Consider the following 25,385-nt stretch of genomic DNA (forward strand, 5'->3'; position numbering starts at 1 on the left):
GCCTGATCGGTTGATGAAGACCGGATTACCGAGTCACTTCTCGGGCGATTTTCGCCAAGGGCCCTAAGGTGCAGCGCTTCGAGCGCGGTTTGCAAGGAATGCTTTGCAGATCCATCGAGATACGTAATATTGTCTAAGCGTGCGACCGCACCTTGCACCAGATGGGCGCTGCGGAGATGTACAGGGCGGACCCGAGTCCAGTCGATGGTGGAGCAGACCGGGTCGTCGAGACCGAAAGGTGGACCACCACGGTATCTCGAACAATGCAGGCCCGTACCCGTGACTGGGAAACCGAACGGCGTGCGAACGGGGCGGCTGGGTATTTCCGCACGCTATCGCTACCCGCATTCAAGGCATCGGCCGAACGCGACCAGGAAATCCTTGGCATCGCGCCTTTGCCAGGCACTGCCGTCACCGATTTCAACCGGCGACTCGCTGTTCTGCTGGCTGCCGACCCGCCAGACTTGGAGAGCGATGACCGCAAGTGGGTCTGCCTGGACGTTGCTCTCACCTTGTTCGCCGAGTTGGTCAAAGGTGCCGACACTCTTGGCGTGGTGCCGCTAGACAGATCGATTACATACGAAAGGTCAAGGGAGGGCGGTTTCGTTCAGGTCGGCCTTCGGGCCGCTGCGACAGAGCGGTGGAGTGCAGACGGGACCTTTGCGCTGTATTTGGGTAAGTTGCCTCCACGCTGCCACAAACAAAAAAGCCTGCTACGAATTAAGTAGCAGGCTTCTGTGTGCCCATAAGGCTTAAAAGTGGTGGGTCCTGACAGATTCGAACTGTCGACCTACGGATTAAGAGTCCGCTGCTCTACCAACTGAGCTAAGAACCCACTTTTAAACTGGTGCCGGTTCAGTAGATAAATCCACTGTGGCAAGCCCGCTATTATGCACTAAATCACGGCGTTTTAAGAGGCTCGATCTGGCTTTGGCGAATAAGTGGATAGAAATTTGGTTGCTACTCTCATTTTTATAGCTTGTTATGCTTTTGGAATAAGCGCTGGAGGCCATTTTCATTAAAATTTCTCTCAACCAAGGAAAGTCTGGCGCTTTGGGCCTGGGCGGTGCTTGCGCCACAATGCGTTGACAGTGTGGGCCCAGCGTGGGCGCACGGGGTCGTGGACCACAGAGGGGCGCTATGGGTGAGATTTGGGGAGTGCACAGTCGCGCGGATGCGCCGGGATGGGTGCCGCGGATCAGTACGGTCGGGCATGCGGCGCTGGACCATTGTTTTGACATTGCGGCGTTTCCGCACCAGCCGACTAAAACCCCGGCCCAGCAGTACCGCATGGTGTCGGGTGGCATGGCGGCCAATGCCGCCATTGCGGCGACCCGGTTGGGCGCGCGCGTGGGGCTGTTCGGGGCGGTGGGCGATGACGAGGCCGGGCAGTTTCTGGCGCGGCGGGTGCAGGGCCTGGGCGTGGACTGTGCCGGCTTGCAGCGGGTGCCGGGGGCGACCTCGTCGATCTCGGCGGTGGTGATCGATGCGCACGGCGAGCGGCAGATCTTCAACTGCCGGGGCGATGCGCTGCGCAAGGCGCTGCCCATGGACGTGTCGGGCCTGCAGGGGTCGGACGTGGTGATGGTCGACCCGCGCTGGATGGCCGGTGCCCTGGCGGCCCTGCACTGGACGCGCGCCGCGGGAGTGCTGAGCGTGCTCGACGGCGACCTGTCGCCCCAGGAAGATTTGCAAACCCTCAGCGCGCTGGCCGACTGGTCGGTATTTTCCGAGTCGGGCCTGGCGGCGTTCGCTCCGGGCGTGCCGATTGTGTCGGCACTGCAAGCCGGGCTGGATGCCGGAACCCAGGTGGCGGTGGTCACCCTGGGCCCGCGCGGCGTGCGCTGGATGCGGCGCGGTGGCCCACTGCACAGCATTGATGCCTTTGCGGTGAAGGCGGTGGACACCAATGGTGCGGGCGATGTCTTCCACGCGGCACTGGCCGTGGCCTTGGCGCAAGGGCAGGGCGACCGCGACGCGATCCGCTTTGCCGCCGCTGCCGCGGCACTGAAATGCCTGCGCACCGGCGGCGTGGGCAACGGGCCTGACCGCCAGGAGCTGGACCAGTTTCTGGCCGCAAACAGTTGAGCCAGTTCAAAATCCCCGAGTCGGTGCTGGTGGTGATTCACACCGCCGCGCTGGACGTGCTGCTGATCCGCCGCGCCGATGCCGAAGACTTTTGGCAGTCCGTCACCGGCAGCAAGGACACGCCCGACGAGGATTTGCGCGACACCGCCGTGCGCGAGGTGGCCGAAGAAACCGGCATCCAGTCCCTGCCCGGCCAGTTGCGCGACTGGCACCTGGACAATATCTACACCATCTACCCCCAGTGGCTGCACCGCTACGCACCCGGCGTGCGGCACAACCGTGAGCACTTGTTCAGCCTGCAGGTGCCCGACGGCACGCCGGTGGTGCTAAGCCCACGCGAGCATACGGCCTACCAATGGTTGCCGTACCATGCGGCTGCACGTGCCTGTTTTTCACCCTCTAACGCCGAGGCCATTCTGATGCTTCCTCGCTTTTGCCCATGACAATCCTTCGGGTGGCCACCTACAACATCCACAAAGGCGTGCAGGGCCTGGGGCCGACCCGGCGGCTGGAGATCCACAACCTGGGCCACGCCGTGGAGCAGCTGGATGCCGACATCATTTGTCTGCAAGAGGTGCGCAAGCTCAACCGCAGCGAACAAAAATACTTTACCCACTGGCCCGATCTGCCGCAGGCCGACTACCTGGCGCCCGAGGGCTTTGAAGCGGTGTACCAGACCAATGCCGTCACCCGCCACGGCGAGCATGGCAACGCCTTGCTGTCGCGCTGGCCGGTGGTGTGGCACAAGCACGAGGACATGTCGGACCACCGCTTCGAGCAGCGTGGCCTGCTGCACGTGCATGTGGAGGCGCACGGCGTGCCCATCCATGTGATCGTGGTGCACCTGGGGCTGATTCCGGCCAGCCGGGCACGCCAGGTGCAGCAGCTTGCCGCCTACATCGCCCGCGACGTGCCGCCCGATGCGCCCTTGATCGTGGCAGGCGACTTCAACGACTGGGGCAGCCAGATGCGCCATGCGTTGAACCGCATCCACATGTACGCGTTCGACAAGCCCGGCGTGCGCACCTACCCCTCGCGCCTGCCGCTGGCGCAGCTGGACTACGTGTACGCCCGGGGCATGAAACCGGTGGGGCTCGAGGTGCCACGCGGGCGCATCTGGTGGCGCATGTCGGACCACCTGCCGCTGCTGGCAGAGTTCGACATTTGAGCCGCATGCCGCGCCCCCGTCCACGCCTGCGCAGTGGCCATGGCATCGATCTGCTCGAAGGCAGCCGCGCCTTTTTCCCGGCCGTGGTGTCGGCCATGGACGCGGCCCAGCATGCGGTGCGGCTGGAAACCTATATTTTTGACTGCACCGGCGCCGGTGCCGACGTGGCCGAAGCGCTGCTGCGTGCCGCCCGGCGCGGCGTGCAGACCTGCGTGGTGGTGGACGGCCTGGGCACCGGCACGCTGCCCGAGGAATGGCGCAATCGCTTTGCCGCCGCCGGCGTGCAATGGCGGGTGTACTCGCCAGTGAGCCTATGGGCCCTGCTGCTGCCCACGCGCTGGCGGCGGCTGCACCGCAAGCTGTGTGTGGTCGATAGTGGGTGGGATGGCGCGGTGGCCTTCTGCGGGGGCATCAACATCCTGGACGACTTCCACGACCCCAACTTCGGTGCCCTGGACGCGCCGCGCTTTGACTTTGCAGTGCGCATCACCGGCCCCATCGTGGCCCATATCGACACCACCATGCAGGTGCTGTGGCGGCGGCTGCAGGCCGTGCGAGACCTGCGCCAGCACAAGCTGCAAGAGGCGGTGCAAGTGCTGTTGTCGGCCAGACCGCGCAGCGGTCCTGCTCCGGAAACCATCGCTGGTGATGCCCCATCCACCAGCGCCGCACTGGTTTTACGTGACAATTTGCGCAGCCGGACCCGGATCGAGCATGCCTACCTGCGGGCCATCGCCGGGGCCCGGCACGAGATCATCATTGCCAATGCCTACTTCGTGCCCGGCTTTCGCCTGCGCCAGGCCCTGGTGGCCGCAGCCGAGCGTGGCGTGCGGGTGCAGTTGCTGCTGCAGGGCAAGTACGAATACTTCATGCAGTTCTACGCCGCGCGGCCGGTGTACGGCGTGCTGCTGGGCGCGGGCGTGGAGATCCACGAATACGCGCCCAGCTTTCTGCATGCCAAGGTGGCGGTGGTGGACGGCCACTGGGCCACCGTGGGCTCAAGCAACCTCGACCCGCTGAGCCTGCTGCTGGCCCGCGAAGCCAATGTGGTGGTGGAAGATACGGCCTTTACCGCCGCACTGCGCGAACGCCTGCTGCAGGCCATGGCAGAAGGAGGCCAGATGATGGACCCCGCCACCTACGCCAGCCGCCCGCTGCGCCAGCGCGCCCTGGAATACCTGGCCATGCTGGTGATGCGCCTGGCCCTGCTGGTGACGGGCAAGCGGTACTGAGGGCTGCCGGGGTTGCCCCCTGGCAGCGCGATCACAGGGGAATCGAGTGCTACTTTTTTTGTAGCTGCTCGTGCTCTTGCCATCAGCGCAAGAGGCCAATTTCATTGGTAAATGCAGGCCCTGCGTCATACCGATGACATGTTGGGTTTCCAGAATGTGGCCCAGCCCTTCTTTGATCCACTACCTAAAGACCTGCCATGGACCGCCGCACATTTCTGAACGCCACCACCGCCCTCACGGGCGCCACCGTGGTGGCCCCGCTGAGCAGCTTTGCCCAGTCCGCCCCCGCCACCATCACCCGCGACAACATGCGCCCGCAAATGGCGCAGGGCGTGCAAAGTGGTGACCCCCGGGCGGATGCCGCCATGGTCTGGACCCGCAGTGACCGCCCGGCCCGCATGTGGGTCGATTGGTCGACCACCGCCAGCCTGGCCAACCCCACCCGGGTGCGCGGCCCCTACCTGATGGAGGGCAGCGACTTCACCGGCCGCCTGGACCTGGCCGGCCTGCCCGCCGGGCAAGAGATCTTTTACCGCGTGGTGCTGCAAGACCTGCACAACGAGCGCGTGCTGTCCGAGCCGGTGCGCGGCCACCTGCGCCTGCCTGCCGCAGCGGGCAGTAAAGCGGTGCGCGACGTGCGTTTCACCTGGAGCGGCGACACCGCGGGCCAGGGCTTTGGCATCAACGAGGCCTGGGGCGGCATGTCGATCTACGAGCAGATGCGCAAGGTCAACCCCGACTTCTTTTTGCACAGCGGCGACACCATCTACGCCGACGGCCCCATCAGCGCCCAGGTCAAACTGCCCGACGGCACGCTGTGGAACAACATCGTCACCGAAGAGGTCAGCAAGGTGGCTGAGACCCTGAACGACTACCGGGGCCGCCACCGCTACAACCTGCTGGATGCCAACATCCGCCGCATGGCCGCCGACGTGCCGCAAATCTGGCAATGGGACGACCACGAAGTCACCAACAACTGGTCGGACGCCAAAGACCTGCGCGGCGACGCCCGCTATACCCAGAAAAACATCCCCCTGCTCACCGCCTACGGTGCCCAGGCGTTCCACGAATACGCGCCCCTGCGCCGCACCGCCGATGTGGAGAGCCAGCGCGTCTACCGCTACCTGCCCCAGGGCCCGCTGCTGGACATGTTTGTGGTCGACATGCGCAGCTACCGCGGCCCCAACAGCGCCAACCTGCAAACCGCCGAGACCGCCGACAGCGCCTTCATGGGCCGCCCGCAGGTGGACTGGCTGCTGGACGGCCTGAAACAATCCAAAGCCGTGTGGAAAGTGATTGCCGCCGACATGCCCATCAGCCTGCATGTACCCGACGGCAAGGACGCCGAAGGCCGCGACAAATGGGAAGCCATTGCCAACGGTGACGACGGCCAGCCCCTGGGCCGCGAGATCGAAATCGCCCGCCTGCTGCGCGAGATCAAGCGCGCCGGCATCCAGAACGTGGTGTGGCTCACCGCCGACGTGCACTACACCGCCGCCCACTACTTCGACCCCAACAAGGCCCAGTTCAGCGACTTCGCGCCGTTCTGGGAATTCGTCTCGGGTCCGCTGAACGCAGGCAGCTTCGGCCCCTGCAAGGTGGACGGTACCTTTGGCATGCAGGTGGCCTACCAGAAGGCCCCGCCAGAGCAGAACACCGCCCCCAGCGGCGGCTTCCAGTTCTTTGGCCAGGTGGACATCGACGCCAAAACCCGCGCCATGACGGTCACTTTGAAAGACCTGACCGGGGCCTCGCTGTACGCCAAGGTGCTGGAGCCGCAGCCAGCCTAACGTTGCCGTACCTCGGCAGCCATGACGACTGCCAGTCCGGCCAGCACACCGCCCAGGCCGATCCATGCGCCCGGCGTGGTCTGCTCGTGCAGCACGGCCACCGCCAGGCCAAAGGCCACCAGCGGCTCGCCCAGGGCCAGCGTCACCGCGGTGGCGCTGGACACCCAGCGCAGCGCGAAGCTGAACAGCAAATACGCCATCCCGGTGGCCACCACGCCCAGATAGCCCACCACCAGCACGTCGGTGGCCGTGGCGCTGAACGGCCCGGACACCGCCAGCGCCACCGGCACCGCCACCAGCGCCGCCGCGCCAAACACGCACAGCGTCACCGTGGCGGGGGGGGCGGCGCGCACCAGCCCCTGGTTCAGCACCGCGTAGGCCGCGTAGCTCAAACCGGCAGCCAGGCACAGCAGCGTGCCGTGCAGGCTCACCGCATGGTCGGCCCCGCCGCCCAGCACCATCAGCGTGCCCCCGGCCACCGCCAGCAGCGTGCCCAGCCACCAGGCCGGGCGCGGGATGTGCCGGGTCCACAGCCATTGCAGCACGCCCGCCCAGACCGGCCCGCTGCCCAGCGCCACCGCCGTGCCGATCGCCACGCCATTGGCCCGGACCCCGGCAAAAAACGCCAGGTTGTAGCCCGCCACGCACAGGCCCGCCAGCAGCACCCGGCCCCAAGGCAGCGCCCGCAGATCGCCCGCCCAGCGGCTGCGCGGCACGGACAGAAGCCCGTAGACCGCAAAGAACCCCGAGGCCACCACCAGCCGCAGCGCGCCGATCCAGTAGGCCGATAAATGGGGGGGTGCCAGGCTTTGCGCGGTGCCGGTGGTGCCCCAGAGCACGGCGGCGGCCAGCACCATCAGGCTGCCGAGTAGGGTTTTGTTGTGCATGCCGCCATGGTGGGGCAGGGCGGCTGGGCAAATGTAGAGAAACTCTTGAGGTGGTCAGCGACGCAGCGCACGGGCGCCCACGCCATGGTCGCGCTTGAGGGCATAGGCCAGGGCGCTGGCGCTGCGGTAGCCCACCTGCAGCGCGGCGGTGTCCAGTGGCATGCCGCCCTGCACCAGGGCCATCGCCCGCTGCAGCCGCCGGGTACGCAGATAGCTTTGCGGCGGGCTGCCGGTCAGCTCCAGCAGGCGGGCGTGGAAGCGCTGCGGGCTCAGATGGAACAGCGCGGCCATGCGGGCCGTCGTCCAGGGTGCGTGCAGTTCGGCATCCAGGGCGGCATCCAGGGCGGCCAGCGTGATACCGCGGCGCTGCAAAACCTGCGGCGCCTGCAGCAGGTCGGCCAGCGCCAGGTCCGGGCGCAGTGGCGGCACGGCAAAGCGCTTGACCCGTTCCAGGCCGGGTTGCGCGGGCAGGTCCAGCACCCACATGCGGGTGTGGGCCGCGGCCTCAAAACCGTGCACCATCCCGGCCGGCACGATCACCCCGCAGGCTGTGTCCGCAAAACAGGCCCGCCCACCAATCTCCAGCTCCATGCGGCCCTGCAGGGCAAACATGATCTGCACATGGTCGTGCGCATGGGCCTGGTGCTCGCCGCTGTAGCGGCGCACATCCCAGTGGGGAGCAGGGGCGCTGGGCAAGGTTTGCATCACATTTAGGAGCTGCTTGTGCTGATGGAATGGGCGTTAGAACGTGTTCAAGGTCTTTTTAGGGCCGCGCAGGTGCCTGTTCGGGATGCGCAGTTAGGCGCAAAACCCAAGCCAAGGCTTCTGCCTTGGCTGGTTTTGTAACGACACTGAGCGCCCGAAAAGGCACCTGCCCTTCGGGTTGGGGTGAAATCGGGCGATTTGTTTGCCAGAGCCCTTGCATGGGCGGGGAGCCCATGCTGCGGTCTCCGACAACCAACTCATCCCGATTGCACCCCAACGCGGCCCTAAAAAGACCTTGAACACGTTCTTACTGGCCATTTTGGCTATAACTTTGCCTGCAGCGCCCACAGCACATTTTCTGCCGTGGCCGGAGCCGCCAGCTGCACCACGGCGCCGTCACCACGTGCCGAGGCAATCGCCTCTTTCAGCGCCTCGAACACGCTGATGGCCAGCATGAAGGGCGGCTCGCCCACGGCTTTGCTGCCGCCTACGTTGTCCTCGCGGTTGGGCTGCTCCCACAGGTCGACCTTGAAGTGGGCCGGGATGTCGCCGGTGGCGGGGATTTTGTAGGTGCTGGGGGCGTGGGTGCTCAAGTAGCCCTTGGCGTTCCACACCAGCTGCTCGGTGGTCAGCCAGCCCATGCCCTGGATGAAACCGCCTTCGACCTGGCCGATGTCGATGGCGGGGTTGATGCTGGTGCCTGCGTCATACAGGATGTCGATTTTCAGCACGCGGCTCTCACCCGTGAGGGTGTCGATGGCCACCTCGGTGCAGGCCGCGCCGTAGGCGAAGTAGTAGAACGGGCGGCCGGTCAGCGTGGCCTTGTCGTAATGGATCTTGGGCGTGCGGTAGAAGCCGTCGCTCCACAGCTGGATGCGGTTGGCATAGGCCTGCTGCACCAGGCTGGCAAACGGGCGGCTGGTGGTGGGGGTGATGACCTGGCCGCCCTTGAACTGCACGGCCCCGGCACCGCAATGGTCCAGCCCGGCGGCAAACGCGGCCAGGTTGTCGCGCACGTTGCGGGCGGCGTACTGGGCGGCGCGGCCATTGAGGTCGGTGCCGCTGCTGGCGGCGGTGGCCGAGGCGTTGGGCACCTTGCTGGTGTCGGCCGCGGTGGCCAGCACGCTGGCGAAGGGCACGCCCAGCTCGTCGGCCACGATCTGCGCCACCTTGGTGTTCAGGCCCTGGCCCATCTCGGTGCCGCCGTGGTTCACCTGCACGCTGCCGTCGGTGTAGACATGCACCAGCGCACCGGCCTGGTTGAACAGCGTGGCGGTGAACGAGATGCCGAACTTCACCGGCGTGATGCTGATGCCGCGCTGGATCACCGGGTTGGCCGCATTCCACGCCGCAATCGCCTGCCTGCGCTCTTGGTAGGCCGAAGTCTGCTCTATTTCTGAGAGCATCGGGTGCAGGATGTTGTCTTCCACCTGCATCTGGTAGTGGGTGGTGTTGCGGGTGGGGTTGGGCGTGTCGGCCGCGTCGTACAGGTTGTGGCGGCGCACGGCCAGCGGGTCCAGCCTGAGCTGCCGCGCGATCTCGCCCAAGATGGTTTCGATCACGATCACGCCCTGCGGCCCGCCAAAGCCGCGGAAGGCGGTGTGGCTCTGGGTGTGGGTTTTGACGCGGTAGGAGGCGATGTCTACATCGGCCAAAAAGTAGGCGTTGTCGGCGTGGAACACGGCGCGGTCGGCCACCGGGCCGCTGAGGTCGGCGCTGAAGCCGCAATTGGCCAGCATGGTGAGCTGCAGGCCGCAGACCAGGCCCGCGTCGTCATAGCCCACGGTGTAGTCGTAGGCAAACGGGTGGCGCTTGCCGGTGACCATGAAATCGTCGTCGCGGTCGAAACGCAGCTTGATGGGGCGGTGCAGCTTTTTCGCCGCCACGGCAGCCCACACGGCCAGGTGCCCGGCCTGGGTTTCCTTGCCGCCAAAGCCACCGCCCATGCGGCGGCATTCCACCCGCACGGCGTTGTTGCCAATCGCCAGCGCGTGCGACACCCAGTGCTGCACTTCACCGGGATGCTGGGTGCTGGAGTAGACCAGCCATTGGCCCTGCTCCTGTGGCAGCACGTAGGCGACCTGGCCCTCCAGGTAAAAGTGCTCTTGTCCGCCCACTTCCAGCTGGCCGCTGAGGGTGTGCGGGGCACGGGCCAAGGCCGCAGCCGCATCGCCCCGGCGCACGAAGACGGGCGGCAGCACATAACTTTGCGCGGCATGGGCTGAGCGCACGTCCAGCAGCGCGGGCAGGGCTTCGATGTCCAGCTGGACGGCTCGGGCGGCGGCGCGGGCCTGCATCACGGTGTCGGCCACCACCACGCCGATGACCTGGCCAATGTGCTGCACCCGGTCGCTGGCAAAAATGGGTTCGTCGTGCGAGAAAGCGGCCAGCACGGTGTCGCCGGGGATGTCGCTGCACAGCACCACCGCGTGCACGCCGGGCATCGCCAGCGCGGCGGCGGTGTCCACGTTTTTCAACAGGCCGTGGGCCACGGTAGACAAGATGGGCGCGGCCTGCAGTGTGCCGCGCACCTCGGGCATGTCGTCCACGTACTGGGCTGCGCCCGCCACCTGGGCGCGGGCGCTTTCGTGGGGCGGGCTGGTGCCCATGCTGGCCAGGGAGATGCTGAGTTTGTCGGGGGCGTTCATGCGCAGGCCTCCACGTCGAAAGTGGCAAGGTTGATCTGGGTCTGGCCCTGGCTTTCCAGCCAGAAGCGCTGCAGCAGGTTGCCCATCACCTCAGTGCGGTAGGCGGCGCTGGCCCGCATGTCGGAGATGGGCTGAAATTCGGCGCGCAGGGCCGCGGCGGCGGCATTGGCGGTGGCCAGGGTCCAGGGTTGGCCGACCAGCGCGGCCTGGGTCTGCACGGCGCGCACCGGGGTGGCGGCAACACCGCCGACGCCGATGGAGGCGGCAGTGACAACCCCGTTGTCTACCGTCAGGCTCAGCGCCAGGCAGATGGCCGAAATGTCGTCGTCAAACCGTTTGGAAATCTTGTACACCCGCATGAACTCGGCACCTGCATGCGGCACCTTGATCCAGGCCAGCACTTCGTCTGCCGCCATCACGTTTTGCCGATAGCCGGTGTAGAGGTTCTCCAGCGGCAACTCTCGCTCCCCGCGTTCGCTGGCCAGCACCACGCTGGCCCCCAGCGCAATCAGCAGCGGCATCGAATCGCCAATCGGCGAGCCGTTGGCCACGTTGCCGCCCAGCGTGCCCGAGTTGCGCACCGGCAGCCCGGCGAAGCGGCTGGCGAAGCTGTGCAGTTGCGGGCGGCCAGCGACCAGGGCGGAGTACGCGTCGTGCAAGGTCACGGCGGCACCGATCTGCAAACCGTCGGGTTGCGAAACGATTTGGCGCAGTTCCTCCACCTGGGTCACGTCGATCACGCGCTCGAAGTGTTTGTGCATCTTGGTGACCCACAGGCCCACGTCGGTGCACCCGGCGACGATCTGGGCCTGGGGGTGGGCGGCGCGCGCGGCCAGCAGGTCGGCCAGGGTGCGGGGGGACTTATAAGCCAAATCGGCCTCTACCGCCCTATTGGTGAGCGCAAGCAGCTCTAATTTTTGTAGCACATCGGCCTCGTCGATGCGCACGGCGGGCAGTTGCGCCATGGCCTGGGCGGCATCCAGAATGGGGCGGTAGCCGGTGCAGCGGCACAGGTTGCCCGACAAGGCTTCTTGCGCGTCCGCACGGCTGATAGATTGCCCCTGGCAGGTGCTGTTCTGGTACATGCCAAACAGGCTCATCACAAAGCCGGGCGTGCAAAAGCCGCACTGCGATCCATGGCACTGCACCATGGCTTCTTGCGCGGGGTGCAGGCTGCCGTCGGCCTGGGCGATGTCTTCCACGGTCCACAGCGCCATGCCGTCTATCGAATGGGCCAGGCGGATGCAGCTGTTGATGGCCTTGTAGCGCAGTGCGCCGTGTTCCGGTTCGGCGATCACCACGGTGCAGGCCCCGCAGTCGCCTTCGCCGCAGCCTTCCTTGGTGCCGGTGGCGCCCAGGTCTTCGCGCAGCACCTGCAGCAGGGTGCGGTCGGGCGGCACGTTGTGCAGCGTGATGGTCTGGCCGCGCCGCAGAAAGCGCAGGGGTTGGGTCGTCATGGTGGGGTCGTCCTTTTCACTTGAAGCAGCTTTTTTGGCTCGGCGTGCCCTGCAGCCGAGCCCATGCAAGCCGGGCCATTCGGGGTGAGCGCTGCATGCAATAGTTACACCACCCATTTTGGTGCATTGCAGCACTGTCAAAACGCTGTTGCCGGTTAGGATACGCGGGCTCTTCCGCCTGTGTACGGCCATTGTTCGCAATTTTGTGCGGTTGGCACTGAGCTTGCTGCGGTATCTGCATGGCTGTCGGGGTTTTGCGTTGATTTGCTATTTAAAATATAGCTTCTTGTGCCGATACCGTAAGCGATAGAACCATTATTTTTATAAAAATGAGTCTCACCGAATGGCACCACCCAGACTGCAACTGACAAACATCACCAAGCGCTATCCGGCGGTGGTAGCCAACAGCAACGTGTCGTTGACGGTGCAGCCCGGCGAGGCGCATGCGGTGCTGGGCGAAAACGGCGCGGGCAAGTCCACGCTGATGAAGATCATCTACGGATCGGTCAAGCCCGACGAAGGCACCGTGCTGTTCAACGGGCAGCCGGTGCACATCCGCAACCCGCAGGAGGCGCGGGCGCTGGGCATCAGCATGGTGTTCCAGCATTTCAGCCTGTTCGACACCCTGACGGTGGCCGAAAACGTGTGGCTGGGCCTGGACAAAAGCCTGAGCCTGGCCGAGGTGACGCAGCGCATCACCGCCAAGGCCAGCGCCTACGGCCTGGACATCGACCCCAGCCGCCCGGTGCACACCCTGGCCGTGGGCGAGATGCAGCGGGTGGAGATCATCCGCGCGCTGCTCACCAACCCCAAGCTGCTGATTCTGGACGAGCCCACCTCGGTGCTGACTCCGCAGGCAGTGGAAAAGCTGTTTGTGGTGCTCAAGCAATTGGTGTCCGAAGGCTGCAGCATCCTCTACATCAGCCACAAGCTGCACGAGATCCGCGAACTCTGCACCGCCTGCACGGTGTTGCGCGGCGGCACCGTCACCGGCGTGTGCAACCCGGCGCAGGAAACCAATGCCTCGCTGAGCCGCTTGATGATCGGCGCCGAGCCGCCCGCGCTGGAGCACCGGGTGGTCAAAACCGGGGCTACCGTGCTGCAGGTGCAGGGCCTGAACCTGCCGCGCGAAGACCAGTTTGGTGTGGAGCTGGAGGGCATTGCCCTGCAGGTGCGTGCGGGCGAGGTGGTGGGCATTGCCGGTGTGTCGGGCAACGGCCAGCGCGAGCTGCTGTACGCGCTGTCGGGCGAAGACACCCGCTGCGACGCCAACATGGTGCAGGTGGCGGGCCAGCCGGTGGGCAAGTTGGGGCCGCAGCGGCGGCGCGCCATGGGCCTGCATTTTGTGCCCGAAGAGCGGCTGGGCCGGGGTGCCGTGCCTACGCTGGGCCTGGCGCACAACCTGATGCTCACGCGCTCGGACGCCATCACCTCCAGCGGCTGGATCCGGCTGGGCGTGCTGCAGGCCCAGGCGCAAAGCATCATCGACCGCTTCAAGGTCAAAGCCGGTGGGCCGAACGCGGCGGCCAAGTCGCTGTCGGGCGGCAATTTGCAAAAGTTCATTGTGGGCCGCGAGATCGATGCCAAGCCCACGCTGCTGATCGTCTCGCAGCCCACCTGGGGGGTGGACGTGGGCGCGTCGGCGCAGATCCGCGGCGAGATTCTGGCCCTGCGCGATGCCGGCTGTGCGGTGCTGGTGGTCAGCGAAGAGCTGGACGAGTTGTTTGAAATATGCGATAGGCTGCACGTCATTGCCAAGGGGCGGCTGTCGCCCTCGGTGGCGCGCGCCCAGGCCACCGTGGCACAGATTGGAGAATGGATGAGCGGTTTGTGGACGACTTCAGTGGCATCGTCGGTACCTGGGGAGGCGGCCCATGCTCAAGCTTGAAGCCCGGCCCCAGCCGTCCAAGTTCTGGGGCTATGCCTCGCCCATCCTGGCGCTGCTGGTCACGGTGGTGATCGGCGTGGCCCTGTTTCTGGCGCTGGGCAAAGACCCGGCCAAGGGCCTGCAGGTGTTCTTTTGGGAGCCCATCAAGTCACCCTATGCCTTGGGCGAGCTGATGGTCAAGGCCACGCCGCTGCTGATCATTGCGCTGGGGTTGGCGGTGTGCTTTCGTTCCAACGTGTGGAACATCGGGGCCGAGGGCCAGTACCTGATCGGGGCCATTTTTGCCAGCGGCGTGGCGTTGCTGGCCGACAAGGACACCACCGGCTGGATCGTGCTGCCGATTCTGCTGGCCGGGGTGCTGGGCGGAATGCTGTGGGCGTCCATCACGGCGTTGCTGCGCGACAAGTTCAACGCCAGCGAAATTCTGGTCAGCCTGATGCTGGTCTACGTGGCCGTGCTGGTGCTGAGCTACATGGTGGACGGTCCCTGGAAAGACCCGCTGGGCCACAACTTTCCGCAAACCAAGAACTTCGAGGCCATCACCCGCATCCCCCGCCTGTTCAAGGGCTCGCGGGTCAGCATTGGCTTGCTGATTGCGCTGGTGGGCGTGGCGGGTCTGTGGGTGTTCCTGTTCCGCACCCGGGCGGGCTTTGCCCAGCAGGTGGGCGGGCTGGCACCAGCCGCGGCGCGCTATGCCGGGTTTTCCTCGCGCAAGGCTTTGTGGATTGCGTTGCTGACCTCGGGCGGTGCCGCCGGGCTGGCCGGGGCGCTGGAAGTGGCCGGGCCGCTGGGCCAGCTCACGCCCTACGTGCCTGCGGGTTACGGCTTTGCGGCCATCATCGTGGCCTTTGTGGGTCGGCTGCACCCGGTGGGCATGGTGTTTTCTGCGGTGCTGATGAGCATGTTCTACATCGGCGGCGAGCTGGCGCAGTCGCGCCTGGGCCTGCCGAAATCATTGACCGGGGTGTTCCAGGGGCTGCTGCTGTTTAGCCTGCTGGCCTGTGACACCTTGATCGCGTATCGGCTCACCCCCAGGCTGCGCGCACTGCGTGTCGCTGCGCCAACCCCCTTGCAGGGGGCAACACCAGTGGTCCGGCAAAGCCGGTCCCACGGTGTTTCACCGACAGACACTGTCGTCAAAAAAAGTGATGGGAGCTATTGAATGGAATCGCATTTCTTGCTCTTCGGGGCCATGCTGAATGCTGGCACGGTGCTGGCGCTGGCGGCCCTGGGCCTGCTGATCAACGAGAAGGCCGGTGTGGTGAACCTGGGGGCCGAGGGCATGATGCTGTGCGCCGCCATTGCCGGGTTTGCCACCGTGGTCAACACCGGTAGCGACTGGCTGGGCTTTGCCGCCGGGGCCGGTGCGGGCGCGGCGCTGGCGGCCATTTTTGGCGTGCTGGTGATCTGGCTCAACACCAACCAGTACGCCACCGGCCTGGCGCTGAGCCTGTTTGGCGCGGGCTTTTCGGCCTTTGCCGGGATCCAGTACGTGCAGGCCAAGCTGCCCGAGCGGGTGCAGTTCAAGGTGCCGGTGCTGGGCGATATTCCGCTGGTTGGCCCGGCGCTGTTCCACCAGCATCCGCTGGTCTACATCACCATGCTGCTGGTGGGCGGCTTGGTCTGGTTCTTGTACCGCACGCGGGCCGGGCTGGTGCTGCGCGCCGTGGGCGAGTCGCCCGAGTCGGCCCACGCGCTGGGCTACCCGGTGCGGCGTATCCGCTTCATGGCGGTGCTGACCGGTGGCGCGCTGTGTGGTCTGGCGGGGGCTTTCATTTCGCTGGCTTACACGCCGCTGTGGGTCGAGAACATGGTGGCCGGGCGGGGCTGGATCGCTCTGGCCCTGACCACCTTCGCCACCTGGCGGCCCGCCCGCGTGCTGATGGGGGCCTACCTGTTTGGCGGCGTGACCATGCTGGCGTTTGCCATGCAGGGCGCGGGGGTGGATATCCCCACCCAGTTCTTGAGCATGCTGCCGTATCTGGCGCCCATCGTGGTGCTGGCCATCATCTCGCGCAACCCGGGGTGGATCCGCATCAACATGCCTGCCTCGCTGGGAAAACCGTTCTACCCCGGCTCATAATCATTTTGTTACATAGTTTCACCCTGTCTCCTTTTTTCAACCCGTCGAAAGAGCTTTCATGACTGCAATGAAGAAACGTACCTTGATCCAACTCGCTGCCGCATCCGCGGTGGCTGCGGCCCTGGTGGGCTGTGGCAAGAAGGAAGAGCCCGCGCCTGCGCCCGCTGCGGCCCCTGCGTCGGCCCCGGTGGCCGAGGCACCTCCACCCAAGCCCGAGCCTCTCAAGATCGCGTTTGCCTACCTCGGCCCGGTGGGCGACGGCGGCTGGACCTATGCCCACGACCGCGGCCGCCTGGCGCTGGAAAAAGAGCTGGGCGACAAGATCGTCACCAGCTACGTGGAAAACGTGCCCGAGTCGGCCGACGCCGAACGCGTGTTCCGCGACATGGTGGGCCAGGGCAACAAGCTGGTCTTCGGCACCACCTTTGGCTACATGGAGCCCATGCTCAAGGTGGCCGCCGACTCCAAAGACATCAAGTTTGAAAACGCCACCAGCTACAAAACCGCTGAAAACGTGCGCACTTTTGATAGCCGCACGTATGAGGGCGCGTACATGGCCGGTGTGATTGCGGGCTCGATGACCAAGACCAACGTGCTGGGCATCGTTGGCTCGGTGCCGATCCCTGAAGTGATCCGCAACATCGACAGCTTCACCCTGGGCGCGCAAAGCGTGAACCCGAAGATCAAGACCAAGGTGGTCTGGGTCAACGAATGGTTCAGCCCCCCCAAGGAAACCGAAGCCGCCACCTCGCTGATCAACGGCGGTGCCGACATCCTGTTCCAGAACACCGACTCCTCGGCTGTGCTGAAGACCGCCGAGAGCAAGGGCAAGCGCGCCTTTGGCTGGGATTCCGACATGTCGGCCTACGGTCCTAAAGCCCATCTGGCCTCCAGCATCATCAACTGGGGCCCGTACTACATCAAGGCCACCAAGGACGCGCTTGACGGCAAGTGGGCCACCGGCCAAAGCTGGTACGGCGTGAAGGAAGGCGCCATCGACGTGGTCTCCATCGCCGAAGACGTGCCCGCCGCCACCAAGGCCAAGATCGACGAGATCAAAAAGGGCCTGGCCGACGGCAGCTTCTCCATCTGGAAGGGCCCCATCATGGGCCAGAACGGCAAGGAAGTGGTTGCCAAGGATGTGGTCGCTGACGATGCCTTCCTGCAAGGCATCAACTTCTACGTCAAGGGCGTAGAGGGCAAGGTTCCCGGCGGAAAGTAAGCCGGGCTGGAGGCACACCCTCCATCGCACCTTTACGCGCACCCAAAAGCCGCTCTTGGAGCGGCTTTTTCGTTTGGGCATGCTCTTTGCTGATACCTTCACACGATGATTGAAAACACCCTTTGGCACCCGGTCGCCGCCAGCGCGGATCTGGTGGCGGCCCCGTTGGCCGTGGTCTTGCTGGAGCAGGCGGTGGTGCTGTGGCGTGATGCCGCCGGGGTGGCGCATGCCTGGGCCGACCAGTGCCCGCACCGGGGCGCACGGCTGTCCCTGGGGCGGGTCTGCGGGGACCGGCTGGAATGCCCCTACCACGGCTGGCAGTTTGCAGCCTCGGGGCAGTGCGTGCATGTTCCGGCCTTGCCTGCGTTTACGCCACCCGCTACCCACACCGTGCGCAGCTTTGCGGCCTGTGAGCGCTACGGGCTGGTGTGGGTGCAGTTGCAGGCATCGGACACTCCGGTGGTGGACTTTGCGTTCGAGGATGACAGCCGCCTGCGCAAGCTGCTGTGCGGGCCGTATGACGTGGCCACCAGTGCGCCGCGCCTGGTGGAGAACTTTCTGGACATGGCGCACTTTGCCTTCGTACACGAGGGCTGGCTGGGCACACGCGGCGCCTCCAGCATCGACGACTACCGGGTCGAATCCACCGCCACCGGGCTGCTGGCCACGCAGTGCAAGGCCTGGCAGCCGCAGTCCAGCCTGCATGCCACCGGCCCGGCCCAGGTCGAATACACCTACGCGGTCGATGCGCCGTACACCGCGGTGCTGACCAAGCTGCCCGACCCGGCCAGCGTGGCCCTGGCCGATTTCCGCGAGGCGATAGGCCTGTTCATCTGCCCGATGGGGCCGGAGCGCAGCCGGGTCTGGTTTAGACTGGCTTGCAGCGATTGGGTGTCCACCGACGCCGCGCTGCAGGCCTTCCAGCACACCATCTTCGCGCAAGACCAGCCGGTGCTGGAATCGCAAACCCCCCAGCGCCTGCCGCTGGAGCCACGCGCCGAGCTGCACACCGTGGCCGACAAGGCTTCTGCCGCCTACCGCCGCTACCTCAAACATCTGGGCATTACCTTTGGAGTCTGCTAGTGACCACATTCTTGACCTCCCCGTTCACCGTACCCGCCATTGCGCCGGAGCGCCTGCCCGACCTGCTGCGCGGCATGCCCAAGGCCGAGCTGCACATCCACATCGAAGGCTCGCTGGAGCCCGAGCTGATCTTCGCCCTGGCCCAGCGCAACCAGATCGCCATTCCCTACGCCAGCGTTGAGGCGCTGCGCAGCGCCTACGCCTTTACCAACCTGCAAAGCTTTCTGGACATCTACTACGCCGGGGCCAGCGTACTTCTACAGGAGCAAGACTTCTACGACATGGCGCACGCCTACCTGGCCCGGGCCGCTGCCGACAACGTCGTCCACACCGAAATCTTCTTCGACCCGCAAACCCACACTGCGCGTGGCGTGGCCATGGAGACCGTGCTCCACGGCCTGCACCGCGCTTGCATGGACGCGCAAAAGATGTGGGGCCTGAGCGCGGTGCTGATCCTGTGCTTTCTGCGCCACCTCAGCGAAGAAGACGCTTTCGCCACCCTGGAGCAGGCCCTGCCGCTGCGCGACAAGTTCATCGGCATCGGCCTGGACTCCAGCGAGCTCGGCCACCCGCCCGAGAAATTCGCCCGGGTGTTTGCCCGCTGCCGTGCACTGGGTTTTCGCCTGGTCGCCCACGCAGGCGAAGAGGGGCCCCCGGCCTACATCTGGAGCGCGCTGGACGTGCTCAAAGTGGAGCGCATCGACCACGGCGTGCAGTCCACCCACGACCCGCTGTTGCTGCAGCGCCTGGCCCGCGACCGCATCCCGCTCACCGTGTGTCCGCTGTCCAACCAGAAGCTGCGCGTGTTCCCCGACCTGGCCCAGCACAACCTGGGTGCGCTGCTCGACGCCGGCCTGGTCGCCACCGTCAACTCCGACGACCCGGCCTACTTTGGCGGCTACCTGAACGAGAACTTCACCCAAACCTTCGCCGCCACCGGCCTCGGCGCCCCCCACGCCTACCAGCTCGCCGCCAACAGCTTCGAGGCCAGCTTCATCCCCGCCGAGCAGAAGCAGGCGCTGGTGGGCAGGCTGCAGGCGTATTTTTTGAAATTTGAATGAAATTGGCTGCTAGCGCTTATACGATGGGCGTGAGGAGCTACTGAAACTGTAGCATTCCGGAATCTTTTTTTTACCGATTCCGGCTACCTTCGTTTACACAATCCTGTGTGCCTGGACCCCTGAAGTGCCGCTACGATGTTGGGCCGCAACCCCCAACAAGCACAAAGGAACGCCATGACGGACCGCAAAGACCCGGCAGACAAGTCTTCTCTGGAACCCACCTCGGACCCCACCCCCACCACCTCCACCACCTCCACCACCCCTGCGCAGCCCGAGCTCAGCCGCCGGTTCTTTTTGGGCGGCATGGCGACCCTGGGCGTGGGGGCTTCGGCCTCGCTGGCGGCCTGCGCTACCCCGGGCCATGGACCGGTGGCCCCGCTGGACGCGGCGGCGCTGGACCGGGCGCTGCAGAAAAACGTGAAGACCGTGGTGGTGCTCTACGCCGAGAACCGCAGCTTCAACAACCTGTTTGCCAACTTTCCCGGCCTGGAAAAGCCGCTGTCGTCGCTCAAGCCCGCCGACTACCAGCAGCGCGACCGCGACGGCTCGCTGCTGGCCACACTGCCGCCCACCTGGGGCGGGGTGAACCAGACAGGCCCGCAGGCCGTGGAGGGCGTAACCTATGCCTCGGGCATCCAGTACCAAACCAACCTGCCCAACGCCCCGCATGTGCTCAAAGGGCCGCAGGGCGAAGCGCTGCCGCTGGGCCTGGTCACCCGCGATCTGGTGCACGCCTTCTTTCGCAACCAGATGCAGATCAACGGTGGCAAGAACGACGGCTTTGTGGCCTGGGGCGACGCGGGCGGGCTGACCATGGGCTACTACGGCGACACCGCCTACAACCTGCGGCTGTGGGACCTGGCGCGCGAGTTTGTGCTGTGCGACAACTTCTTCCAGGGCGTGTTTGGCGGCTCGTTCCTGAACCACCAGTACCTGGTGTGCGGCACCGTGCCGTTCTACCCGCATCTGGCCACGTCACCCGCCCGCCTGCAGGTGGCCCGGCTGGCCAGCGACGACCCCACCGACTTCCGCCTGCAGCCGCTGGAAACCAGCCCGGCCAGCGCCATGGCCGGCCCGCCCCAGTACGGCCCTTACCTGCTCACGCCGGACGGCTACGCCGTCAACACCATGGCCCCGCCGTACTGGCCCAGCTGGTCGCGCGACCCGGCCCGGCCCGACTACGCCGACGCCAGCCAGCCCAGCACCCTGGTGCCGCAGGTGCACGCCCACATTGGCGACATGCTGGACAAAAAGGGCGTGGACTGGGCCTGGTACGGCGGCGCCTGGCAGGCCACGCTGGACGCCTACAAGGACTCGCAGGGCATTCCCAAGATCCCCAACTTCCAGTACCACCACCAGCCGTTCAACTACTTCCAAAACCTCGGCCCCGAGCACCCGGTGGCCCGCAAAAAGCACCTGCGCGATGGCGGCCTGGGCGACGAAAGCCGTACCAACCACTTTCTGGCCGATGCCCAAGCCGGTCGCCTGCCTGCGGTGACCTTCTACAAACCCCAGGGCAACCTGAACATGCACGCAGGCTATGCCGACATCGCCGCGGGCGACCGGCATATCGCCCACGCCATCAAAGTGCTGCGCGCCAGCCCGCAATGGGACAACATGGTGCTGGTCGTCACCGTGGACGAAAACGGCGGCTGGTGGGACCACGTGGCCCCGCCCCAGGGCGACCGCTGGGGCCCCGGCACCCGGGTGCCCGCGCTGGTGGTGTCGCCGTTTGCCCGCAAAGGCACGGTGGACCACACCATCTACGACACCGGCTCCATCCTGCGCCTGGTCACCCGGGTGTTCGGCCTGGACAAGCTCGACGGCCTGCAGCAGCGCGACGCCGCCATGCGCGCCCGCGGCCAGCAGCCCATGGGCGACCTGACCAACGCCTTGCAGTTTCCCGCCTAGGAGCCTAGGCAAGATTTTTGGATAAAAAAGGCTGCTTGCGCTTATTCCGTAAGCGTAAGCAGCTATTGAATCCGTAGCGAGTGCCGGGCGCTCTGGACGGCTTGCGCCAGGGCCAGGCCCGCCGGAATGCCCTGCAGGCCCTGGCCCAAGGGGGGCGTACAGAGGTGGGCATGGTGCAGGGGGCTGGCATCGGGCGCATCGCTGATGCGCACCACCGGGATGCCCTGGGGCGCGGCCGCGCTCTCGGTGGCCAGCGCCACCCACAGCAGCACATCGCCCGGTTCCGGCTGCCACGGCAGAGGCGGCCGCCACTGCACCTGCAGCCCGGCCACGCGCAGCATGTCGGCATAGCACTGTGCGACCTGGGTGGTGGCCGCACTGGCCTGCAACCACACGGTGCGGGCCTGGGCCAACAGGTGGGCGGCCAGGCCGAACGCGTTGACGGTGTCGCCGTCGACCTGCGGTGGCACACCGGCCTCTGTCAAAAACGCCATCTTGAAATCCAGAAAGCCACGGAACCCGTAGCGCTTGGCCAGGCGCACCACGGTGACGGGTTGGGTCTCGCAGCGCAGCGCCACGTCCTGGATGCGGCACAGGTGCAGCTGCCGCGCATGCTGCAGGCAGTAGTGGGCCACCTGCTGCAGCTTGGGGCTCAGGCTGGGCAGGTTGCGGGTGATGCGCGCCTCCAGGGCGGTGGCCTGCATGGGGTTCAGGCCGTGACAGGTTGGCCGTTTTGCAATGCTACCGGCTTGCCCAGCTTGGCCGACAGCGTGGCGGCTTCGGCCACGGCCAGGGCATTGATGCCGTCTTTCAACGTGACGGGCAGGGCGCTGCCTGACTCCAGGGCGGCGATGAAGGCCGTCCATTCGGCCTTGTAGGCGCGCATGTAGCGCTCCAGAAAGAAGAACTCGGGCTTGGCGCTGACCGCGCCGCCGGTGGTGACCTTGGTGACGGTGTGCTCCAGCACATTGTTGGCGGTCAATAGGCCTTCGGAGCCCAGCAGTTCCACGCGCTGGTCGTAGCCGTACACGGCGCGGCGGCTGTTCTTGATGGCGGCGATGCGGCCATCGGCCCAACGCAGGGTGATGACGGCGGTATCCACATCGCCCGCTTCGCCGATGTCCGGGTCCACGATGCTGGAGGCAATGGCCGATACGGTTTCCGGCAGGCCGCCAAACAGCCAGCAGGCCATGTCGAAGTCGTGGATGGCCATGTCGCGAAACAGCCCGCCGGACACCTTGATGTACGACACCGGCGGTGGCGCGGGGTCGAACGAAGTGATGGACAGCAGCTCGCCCTTGCCGATTTCACCGGCATCCAGTGCGCGCTTCAAGGCCGCAAACTGGGGGTCGAAACGGCGGTTGAAGCCAATCATCACGGGCCGCCCGCAGTCTTTCACGGCTTCCTGGCAGGCCAGGGCACGGGTCAGGTCCAGGTCCACCGGCTTTTCGCACAGCACGGCCTTGCCCGCGGCGGTGGCGGCTTCGATCAGGTGGGAATGGGTGTCGGTGGAGGTGGCGATCAGCACCGCGTCGATGCTGGGGTCGTTCAGGATGTCTTGCGTGCTGCGGGCCACTGCCCCGCAGGTGGCGGCCAGTTTTTCGGCCGACGGCATGTGCACATCGGAGATGGCCACCAACTGGCACAAGGGGTGGCTGGTGATGCTTTGGGCGTGCACATTGCCGATGCGGCCTGCGCCGAGAAGACCAATTTTGAACATGGGGATTCCTTGAAAAAGTAAGGGAGGGGTGGGGTGAAAGAAAACGGTTTCAGGCGGGGAGGGTGAAGGCGGCGCGGAAGGCTTCCAAAGCCGCTTCGGGGTCGCCCGAGGCAAAGGCTTCCATGCCCACCGGGCCGCGGTAGCCCATGGCATGCAGCGCGCGGGCAATGCCGGGGTAGTTGATTTCGCCGGTGCCGGGCTCCATGCGGCCGGGCACGTCGGCCACCTGCACTTCGCCAATCCATGGCAGGCAGCGTTGGCACAACTCGACCAGGTTGCCTTCGCCAATCTGGGCGTGGTACAGGTCCAGATTCAGGCGCAGGCGCGGGTGGTTCACGGCGGACACCAGGGCCAGGGTGTCTTCGGCCCGGCCAAAGGGCACGCCGGGGTGGTCTACCGGCAGGTTCAGGTTCTCCAGGGTGAAGGTCACGCCCTCGGCATCGGCCAGGTCGGCGATGCGGGCCAGGGTGTCGCGGGCCTTGAGCCACATCGCACCGGTAACCACCTGCACCGGCGTGACGGGCAGGCCGCCATCGCCCAGGCCGGTGCCATGCAGGTTCAGCCGCGCCACGCCCAGGCGCTTGCCCACTTGGGCCGTCTCGCGTGCGGTGCGCAGCAGCTCGGCCGCGCCCTCGTCGTCGGTCAGGCGGCCGCGCAGGTAGCCGTTCATGATGGAGAAGCTGGCGCCGGATTTTTCCAGTTGGGCCAGGTCGTGCTCGGGCCAGTTCCACAGGCCGACCTGGAAGCCCATCTCGGTGAGGCGCTGCACGCGCCACTGCATGGGTTTGTCGCGCCACAGCATTTCGGCGCAGGCGGCGAGGGTGAATGCGTTTGTCATAGGTTTCAGATTTCGATGTGGATGCGGCCGTTTTCGACCTTGGTGGGGAAAGTTTTCAGGTTCACGCAGACCGGGGCGCGCCGGGCTTCGCCGGTGCGGTAGTCGAACGCGCCGCTGTGCTTGGGGCACTCGACCTCATGGTCCATGACCAGGCCGTCGGCCAGGTGCACGTTCTCGTGGGTGCAGAGCCCGGCGGTGCAGTAGTAGCTATCGTCCGGGCTGCGGAAGATGGCGAAGGTTTTGCTGGCGTGGTCGAAGCGGATGGCCTCTTCGGGCTCCACGGCGTCCGCAGCGCAGGCGTTGATCCATTCGGGCATGGTGTGTGTTCCTTGGTCGGTTTAAGTGGAAGGTGTTTCTGCGTTCATCCGGGCGCGCTTTTTGTCGAAGCGGGCCTGCATGCGGGCTTCGCCTGCCGGGGAGCCGTCGTGCCAGGTGCCGAACAGCATGTCCAGCGGCACCAGCTGGTCGCCGCCGTAGTTCACCTCGAAATACTTGTGGTGCAGGTAGTGCGCATAGGCCGAGCTGTCAAAGGCCACGCCGTCGGCCACCTCCACCTTGTCAAAACCGATGTGGCCATTGAGCGCGCCAAAGCCCGCAATGTGCAACTGGAACAGCGCGATGATGGGGTTGGACGGAATCACCAGGTGCCACAGCGCCACCGCGTGGTACAGGAAGGCCTCCACCGGGTGCATGGACAGCGAGGACCAGGGCGTGGGGTTCACCGAGTTGTGGTGGATGGCGTGCACCCACTTGTAGCCCAGGCGGGTGTGCATGGCCCAGTGGATGAAGAAGAAGTGCGTCTCGTGGATCACCGGGGCCAGTAGCACCAGCGCCGCCAGCCAATAAGGGTTGTCTGCCCACGCTAGCCAGGGCACGTAGCCATTGGCAAAGCACCACAGAAACAGCACTTCCACCACGGTCCACAGGGGGATAGCAACGCAAAAGCTGCGCAAGAAGTTGTCGATGTTCTGGCTCTTGAACCAGAACACGTCGGAGGGCTGGTCGGCCGGAAACTTGCCGTTGAACTTGAAGGCTGTGCCCTGGCGGCGGCGCACATAGAGCTGGACTTCAAAAGCACCGTACAGCACAAACACGGCGGCAGCGTTCACGGCGTACAGCCACAGCGCCCAGCCCCAGCCCAAGGTCTTCATCGTCTCCACATCCGGCACCACGGCGTACCAGTACAGCAGGGCGCTGGCCATGTGCAAGGCGTTCCAGGGCCAGACATACGAGACCAGCCAGCGCAGGACCTTGCCCAGGTTGAAGGGCCGCACCCATAGGGCGGCGGGTTCCAGCGCCTGGTACGGGGCCCAGTCGCCGCGCTTATTGCGTTTACCGAGTTGCGAGTCGTCCATGGAAGTTCCTGAGGGTCAAAGACTGGGGTTTCATGAAATGCAACCGGGTGCAAAACATGGCAAAATTTTTTAGAAATTAAGTGCGAAATTTAGATTTTTCGAATTAATTTTCCAATGCCGCCATCATTGCACAGCAGCAATCTGATTTTTATAAGGGTTTTCGATAGGATTTACCGGTTTTGCACTCGGGTGCACATCGATGGCAGGCGGATAGACTGACACTACACGCCTTGAACTACGTTTGCCCCA

Annotated in this window: 22 protein-coding genes and 1 tRNA gene; 13 read left to right on the forward strand and 10 right to left on the reverse strand. The window is 65.5% G+C overall.

What is annotated here, in order from left to right; translation table 11 throughout:
• Positions 1-263 precede the first annotated feature (263 nt).
• Positions 264-728: a hypothetical protein gene (locus AB3G31_RS08320; RefSeq protein WP_367849723.1), complete on the forward strand. Its 465-nt coding sequence runs from the start codon at positions 264-266 to the stop codon at positions 726-728.
• 31 nt (positions 729-759) lie between these two features.
• On the opposite strand, the gene AB3G31_RS08325 is transcribed toward AB3G31_RS08320, so the two are convergent.
• Positions 760-835 (reverse strand) — tRNA-Lys (locus tag AB3G31_RS08325).
• Between the two features lie 353 nt (positions 836-1,188).
• Here AB3G31_RS08325 and AB3G31_RS08330 point away from each other — a divergent pair.
• The 5 genes from AB3G31_RS08330 (at position 1,189) to AB3G31_RS08350 (ending at position 6,278) form a co-directional block, all read left to right on the forward strand.
• Complete coding sequence (locus AB3G31_RS08330; protein ID WP_367849724.1) at positions 1,189-2,088, forward strand: PfkB family carbohydrate kinase; 900 nt, start codon at positions 1,189-1,191, stop codon at positions 2,086-2,088.
• Complete coding sequence (gene nudB, locus AB3G31_RS08335; protein WP_367849725.1) at positions 2,085-2,531, forward strand: dihydroneopterin triphosphate diphosphatase; 447 nt, start codon at positions 2,085-2,087, stop codon at positions 2,529-2,531. Before AB3G31_RS08330 ends, nudB begins: the two co-directional genes overlap by 4 nt.
• On the forward strand, positions 2,528-3,256 hold the full coding sequence (locus AB3G31_RS08340) for an endonuclease/exonuclease/phosphatase family protein (protein ID WP_367849726.1): 729 nt from the start codon (positions 2,528-2,530) through the stop codon (positions 3,254-3,256). Before nudB ends, AB3G31_RS08340 begins: the two co-directional genes overlap by 4 nt.
• Positions 3,257-3,261: 5 nt before the next feature.
• Entirely contained in the window at positions 3,262-4,488 is a 1,227-nt protein-coding gene (gene clsB, locus AB3G31_RS08345; RefSeq protein WP_367849727.1) for a cardiolipin synthase ClsB, read from the forward strand.
• A 197-nt stretch (positions 4,489-4,685) separates the two neighbouring features.
• A complete protein-coding gene (locus tag AB3G31_RS08350; protein WP_367849728.1) occupies positions 4,686-6,278 on the forward strand; it encodes an alkaline phosphatase in 1,593 nt (530 codons plus the stop codon).
• Here AB3G31_RS08350 and AB3G31_RS08355 read toward each other — a convergent pair.
• The 4 genes from AB3G31_RS08355 to xdhA all read right to left on the reverse strand — a co-directional run bounded on the left by AB3G31_RS08355 (position 6,275) and on the right by xdhA (position 11,975).
• A complete protein-coding gene (locus AB3G31_RS08355) occupies positions 6,275-7,165 on the reverse strand; it encodes a DMT family transporter (protein ID WP_367849729.1) in 891 nt (296 codons plus the stop codon). The genes AB3G31_RS08350 and AB3G31_RS08355 overlap by 4 nt on opposite strands.
• A 54-nt stretch (positions 7,166-7,219) precedes the next feature.
• Positions 7,220-7,870, reverse strand: coding sequence for an AraC family transcriptional regulator (locus AB3G31_RS08360; RefSeq protein ID WP_367849730.1), 651 nt, complete (start codon positions 7,868-7,870; stop codon positions 7,220-7,222).
• Positions 7,871-8,193: 323 nt separating this feature from the next.
• Positions 8,194-10,518, reverse strand: a complete 2,325-nt coding sequence (gene xdhB / locus AB3G31_RS08365) for a xanthine dehydrogenase molybdopterin binding subunit (protein ID WP_367849731.1) — start codon at positions 10,516-10,518, stop codon at positions 8,194-8,196.
• Positions 10,515-11,975 carry a xanthine dehydrogenase small subunit gene (xdhA, locus tag AB3G31_RS08370; RefSeq protein WP_367849732.1) on the reverse strand — a complete coding sequence of 487 codons (1,461 nt, stop codon included), beginning with the start codon at positions 11,973-11,975 and terminating at the stop codon, positions 10,515-10,517. The genes xdhB and xdhA overlap by 4 nt, the downstream gene beginning before the upstream one ends.
• A 343-nt stretch (positions 11,976-12,318) precedes the next feature.
• On the opposite strand from xdhA, the gene AB3G31_RS08375 reads away from it, so the two are divergent.
• The 7 genes from AB3G31_RS08375 (at position 12,319) to acpA (ending at position 21,223) form a co-directional block, all read left to right on the forward strand.
• Entirely contained in the window at positions 12,319-13,863 is a 1,545-nt protein-coding gene (locus AB3G31_RS08375) for an ABC transporter ATP-binding protein (protein WP_367849734.1), read from the forward strand.
• Entirely contained in the window at positions 13,850-15,025 is a 1,176-nt protein-coding gene (locus tag AB3G31_RS08380; protein WP_367849735.1) for an ABC transporter permease, read from the forward strand. The genes AB3G31_RS08375 and AB3G31_RS08380 overlap by 14 nt, the downstream gene beginning before the upstream one ends.
• Complete coding sequence (locus AB3G31_RS08385; protein WP_367849736.1) at positions 15,026-15,946, forward strand: ABC transporter permease; 921 nt, start codon at positions 15,026-15,028, stop codon at positions 15,944-15,946.
• Positions 15,947-16,004: 58 nt separating this feature from the next.
• Positions 16,005-17,168: a BMP family ABC transporter substrate-binding protein gene (locus AB3G31_RS08390; RefSeq protein ID WP_367849737.1), complete on the forward strand. Its 1,164-nt coding sequence runs from the start codon at positions 16,005-16,007 to the stop codon at positions 17,166-17,168.
• 105 nt (positions 17,169-17,273) lie between these two features.
• Positions 17,274-18,251: a Rieske 2Fe-2S domain-containing protein gene (locus AB3G31_RS08395; RefSeq protein WP_367849738.1), complete on the forward strand. Its 978-nt coding sequence runs from the start codon at positions 17,274-17,276 to the stop codon at positions 18,249-18,251.
• Positions 18,252-18,325: 74 nt separating this feature from the next.
• Positions 18,326-19,312: an adenosine deaminase gene (locus AB3G31_RS08400; RefSeq protein ID WP_367850312.1), complete on the forward strand. Its 987-nt coding sequence runs from the start codon at positions 18,326-18,328 to the stop codon at positions 19,310-19,312.
• Between the two features lie 174 nt (positions 19,313-19,486).
• Positions 19,487-21,223: an acid phosphatase gene (acpA, locus tag AB3G31_RS08405; protein ID WP_367849739.1), complete on the forward strand. Its 1,737-nt coding sequence runs from the start codon at positions 19,487-19,489 to the stop codon at positions 21,221-21,223.
• Positions 21,224-21,285: 62 nt separating this feature from the next.
• Here the strand turns inward: acpA and AB3G31_RS08410 are convergent, their stop codons facing one another.
• Genes AB3G31_RS08410 through AB3G31_RS08430 form a run of 5 tightly spaced genes read right to left on the reverse strand, consistent with a single transcriptional unit; the run spans position 21,286 to position 25,136 of the window.
• Positions 21,286-21,927 carry a MurR/RpiR family transcriptional regulator gene (locus AB3G31_RS08410; protein ID WP_367849740.1) on the reverse strand — a complete coding sequence of 214 codons (642 nt, stop codon included), beginning with the start codon at positions 21,925-21,927 and terminating at the stop codon, positions 21,286-21,288.
• Between the two features lie 5 nt (positions 21,928-21,932).
• The gene (gene iolG, locus AB3G31_RS08415; RefSeq protein ID WP_367849741.1) at positions 21,933-22,943 is read right to left on the reverse strand and encodes an inositol 2-dehydrogenase; all 1,011 of its coding nucleotides are present in this window, start codon (positions 22,941-22,943) and stop codon (positions 21,933-21,935) included.
• 49 nt (positions 22,944-22,992) lie between these two features.
• Positions 22,993-23,781, reverse strand: a complete 789-nt coding sequence (locus AB3G31_RS08420; RefSeq protein WP_367849742.1) for a TIM barrel protein — start codon at positions 23,779-23,781, stop codon at positions 22,993-22,995.
• Between the two features lie 5 nt (positions 23,782-23,786).
• Positions 23,787-24,098: a MocE family 2Fe-2S type ferredoxin gene (locus AB3G31_RS08425; RefSeq protein ID WP_367849743.1), complete on the reverse strand. Its 312-nt coding sequence runs from the start codon at positions 24,096-24,098 to the stop codon at positions 23,787-23,789.
• Positions 24,099-24,119: 21 nt separating this feature from the next.
• Positions 24,120-25,136 carry a sterol desaturase family protein gene (locus tag AB3G31_RS08430; protein ID WP_367849744.1) on the reverse strand — a complete coding sequence of 339 codons (1,017 nt, stop codon included), beginning with the start codon at positions 25,134-25,136 and terminating at the stop codon, positions 24,120-24,122.
• Positions 25,137-25,385: the final 249 nt, after the last annotated feature.

This window comes from Rhodoferax sp. WC2427, from assembly GCF_040822085.1.
In the GTDB taxonomy this organism is placed as follows: Bacteria; Pseudomonadota; Gammaproteobacteria; order Burkholderiales; family Burkholderiaceae_C; genus Rhodoferax_B.

Bases quoted from the DNA above. Each gene is read 5' to 3' on its own strand.
- AB3G31_RS08320 (WP_367849723.1), top strand. From the start codon at position 264: ATGCAGGCCCGTACCCGTGACTGGGAAACCGAACGGCGTGCGAACGGG.
- AB3G31_RS08340 (WP_367849726.1), top strand. From the start codon at position 2,528: ATGACAATCCTTCGGGTGGCCACCTACAACATCCACAAAGGCGTGCAG.
- clsB (WP_367849727.1), top strand. From the start codon at position 3,262: ATGCCGCGCCCCCGTCCACGCCTGCGCAGTGGCCATGGCATCGATCTG.
- AB3G31_RS08350 (WP_367849728.1), top strand. From the start codon at position 4,686: ATGGACCGCCGCACATTTCTGAACGCCACCACCGCCCTCACGGGCGCC.
- AB3G31_RS08355 (WP_367849729.1), bottom strand. From the start codon at position 7,165: ATGCACAACAAAACCCTACTCGGCAGCCTGATGGTGCTGGCCGCCGCC.
- AB3G31_RS08360 (WP_367849730.1), bottom strand. From the start codon at position 7,870: ATGCAAACCTTGCCCAGCGCCCCTGCTCCCCACTGGGATGTGCGCCGC.
- xdhB (WP_367849731.1), bottom strand. From the start codon at position 10,518: ATGAACGCCCCCGACAAACTCAGCATCTCCCTGGCCAGCATGGGCACC.
- xdhA (WP_367849732.1), bottom strand. From the start codon at position 11,975: ATGACGACCCAACCCCTGCGCTTTCTGCGGCGCGGCCAGACCATCACG.
- AB3G31_RS08375 (WP_367849734.1), top strand. From the start codon at position 12,319: ATGGCACCACCCAGACTGCAACTGACAAACATCACCAAGCGCTATCCG.
- AB3G31_RS08380 (WP_367849735.1), top strand. From the start codon at position 13,850: ATGCTCAAGCTTGAAGCCCGGCCCCAGCCGTCCAAGTTCTGGGGCTAT.
- AB3G31_RS08385 (WP_367849736.1), top strand. From the start codon at position 15,026: ATGGAATCGCATTTCTTGCTCTTCGGGGCCATGCTGAATGCTGGCACG.
- AB3G31_RS08390 (WP_367849737.1), top strand. From the start codon at position 16,005: ATGACTGCAATGAAGAAACGTACCTTGATCCAACTCGCTGCCGCATCC.
- AB3G31_RS08395 (WP_367849738.1), top strand. From the start codon at position 17,274: ATGATTGAAAACACCCTTTGGCACCCGGTCGCCGCCAGCGCGGATCTG.
- AB3G31_RS08400 (WP_367850312.1), top strand. From the start codon at position 18,326: ATGCCCAAGGCCGAGCTGCACATCCACATCGAAGGCTCGCTGGAGCCC.
- acpA (WP_367849739.1), top strand. From the start codon at position 19,487: ATGACGGACCGCAAAGACCCGGCAGACAAGTCTTCTCTGGAACCCACC.
- AB3G31_RS08410 (WP_367849740.1), bottom strand. From the start codon at position 21,927: ATGCAGGCCACCGCCCTGGAGGCGCGCATCACCCGCAACCTGCCCAGC.
- iolG (WP_367849741.1), bottom strand. From the start codon at position 22,943: ATGTTCAAAATTGGTCTTCTCGGCGCAGGCCGCATCGGCAATGTGCAC.
- AB3G31_RS08420 (WP_367849742.1), bottom strand. From the start codon at position 23,781: ATGACAAACGCATTCACCCTCGCCGCCTGCGCCGAAATGCTGTGGCGC.
- AB3G31_RS08425 (WP_367849743.1), bottom strand. From the start codon at position 24,098: ATGCCCGAATGGATCAACGCCTGCGCTGCGGACGCCGTGGAGCCCGAA.
- AB3G31_RS08430 (WP_367849744.1), bottom strand. From the start codon at position 25,136: ATGGACGACTCGCAACTCGGTAAACGCAATAAGCGCGGCGACTGGGCC.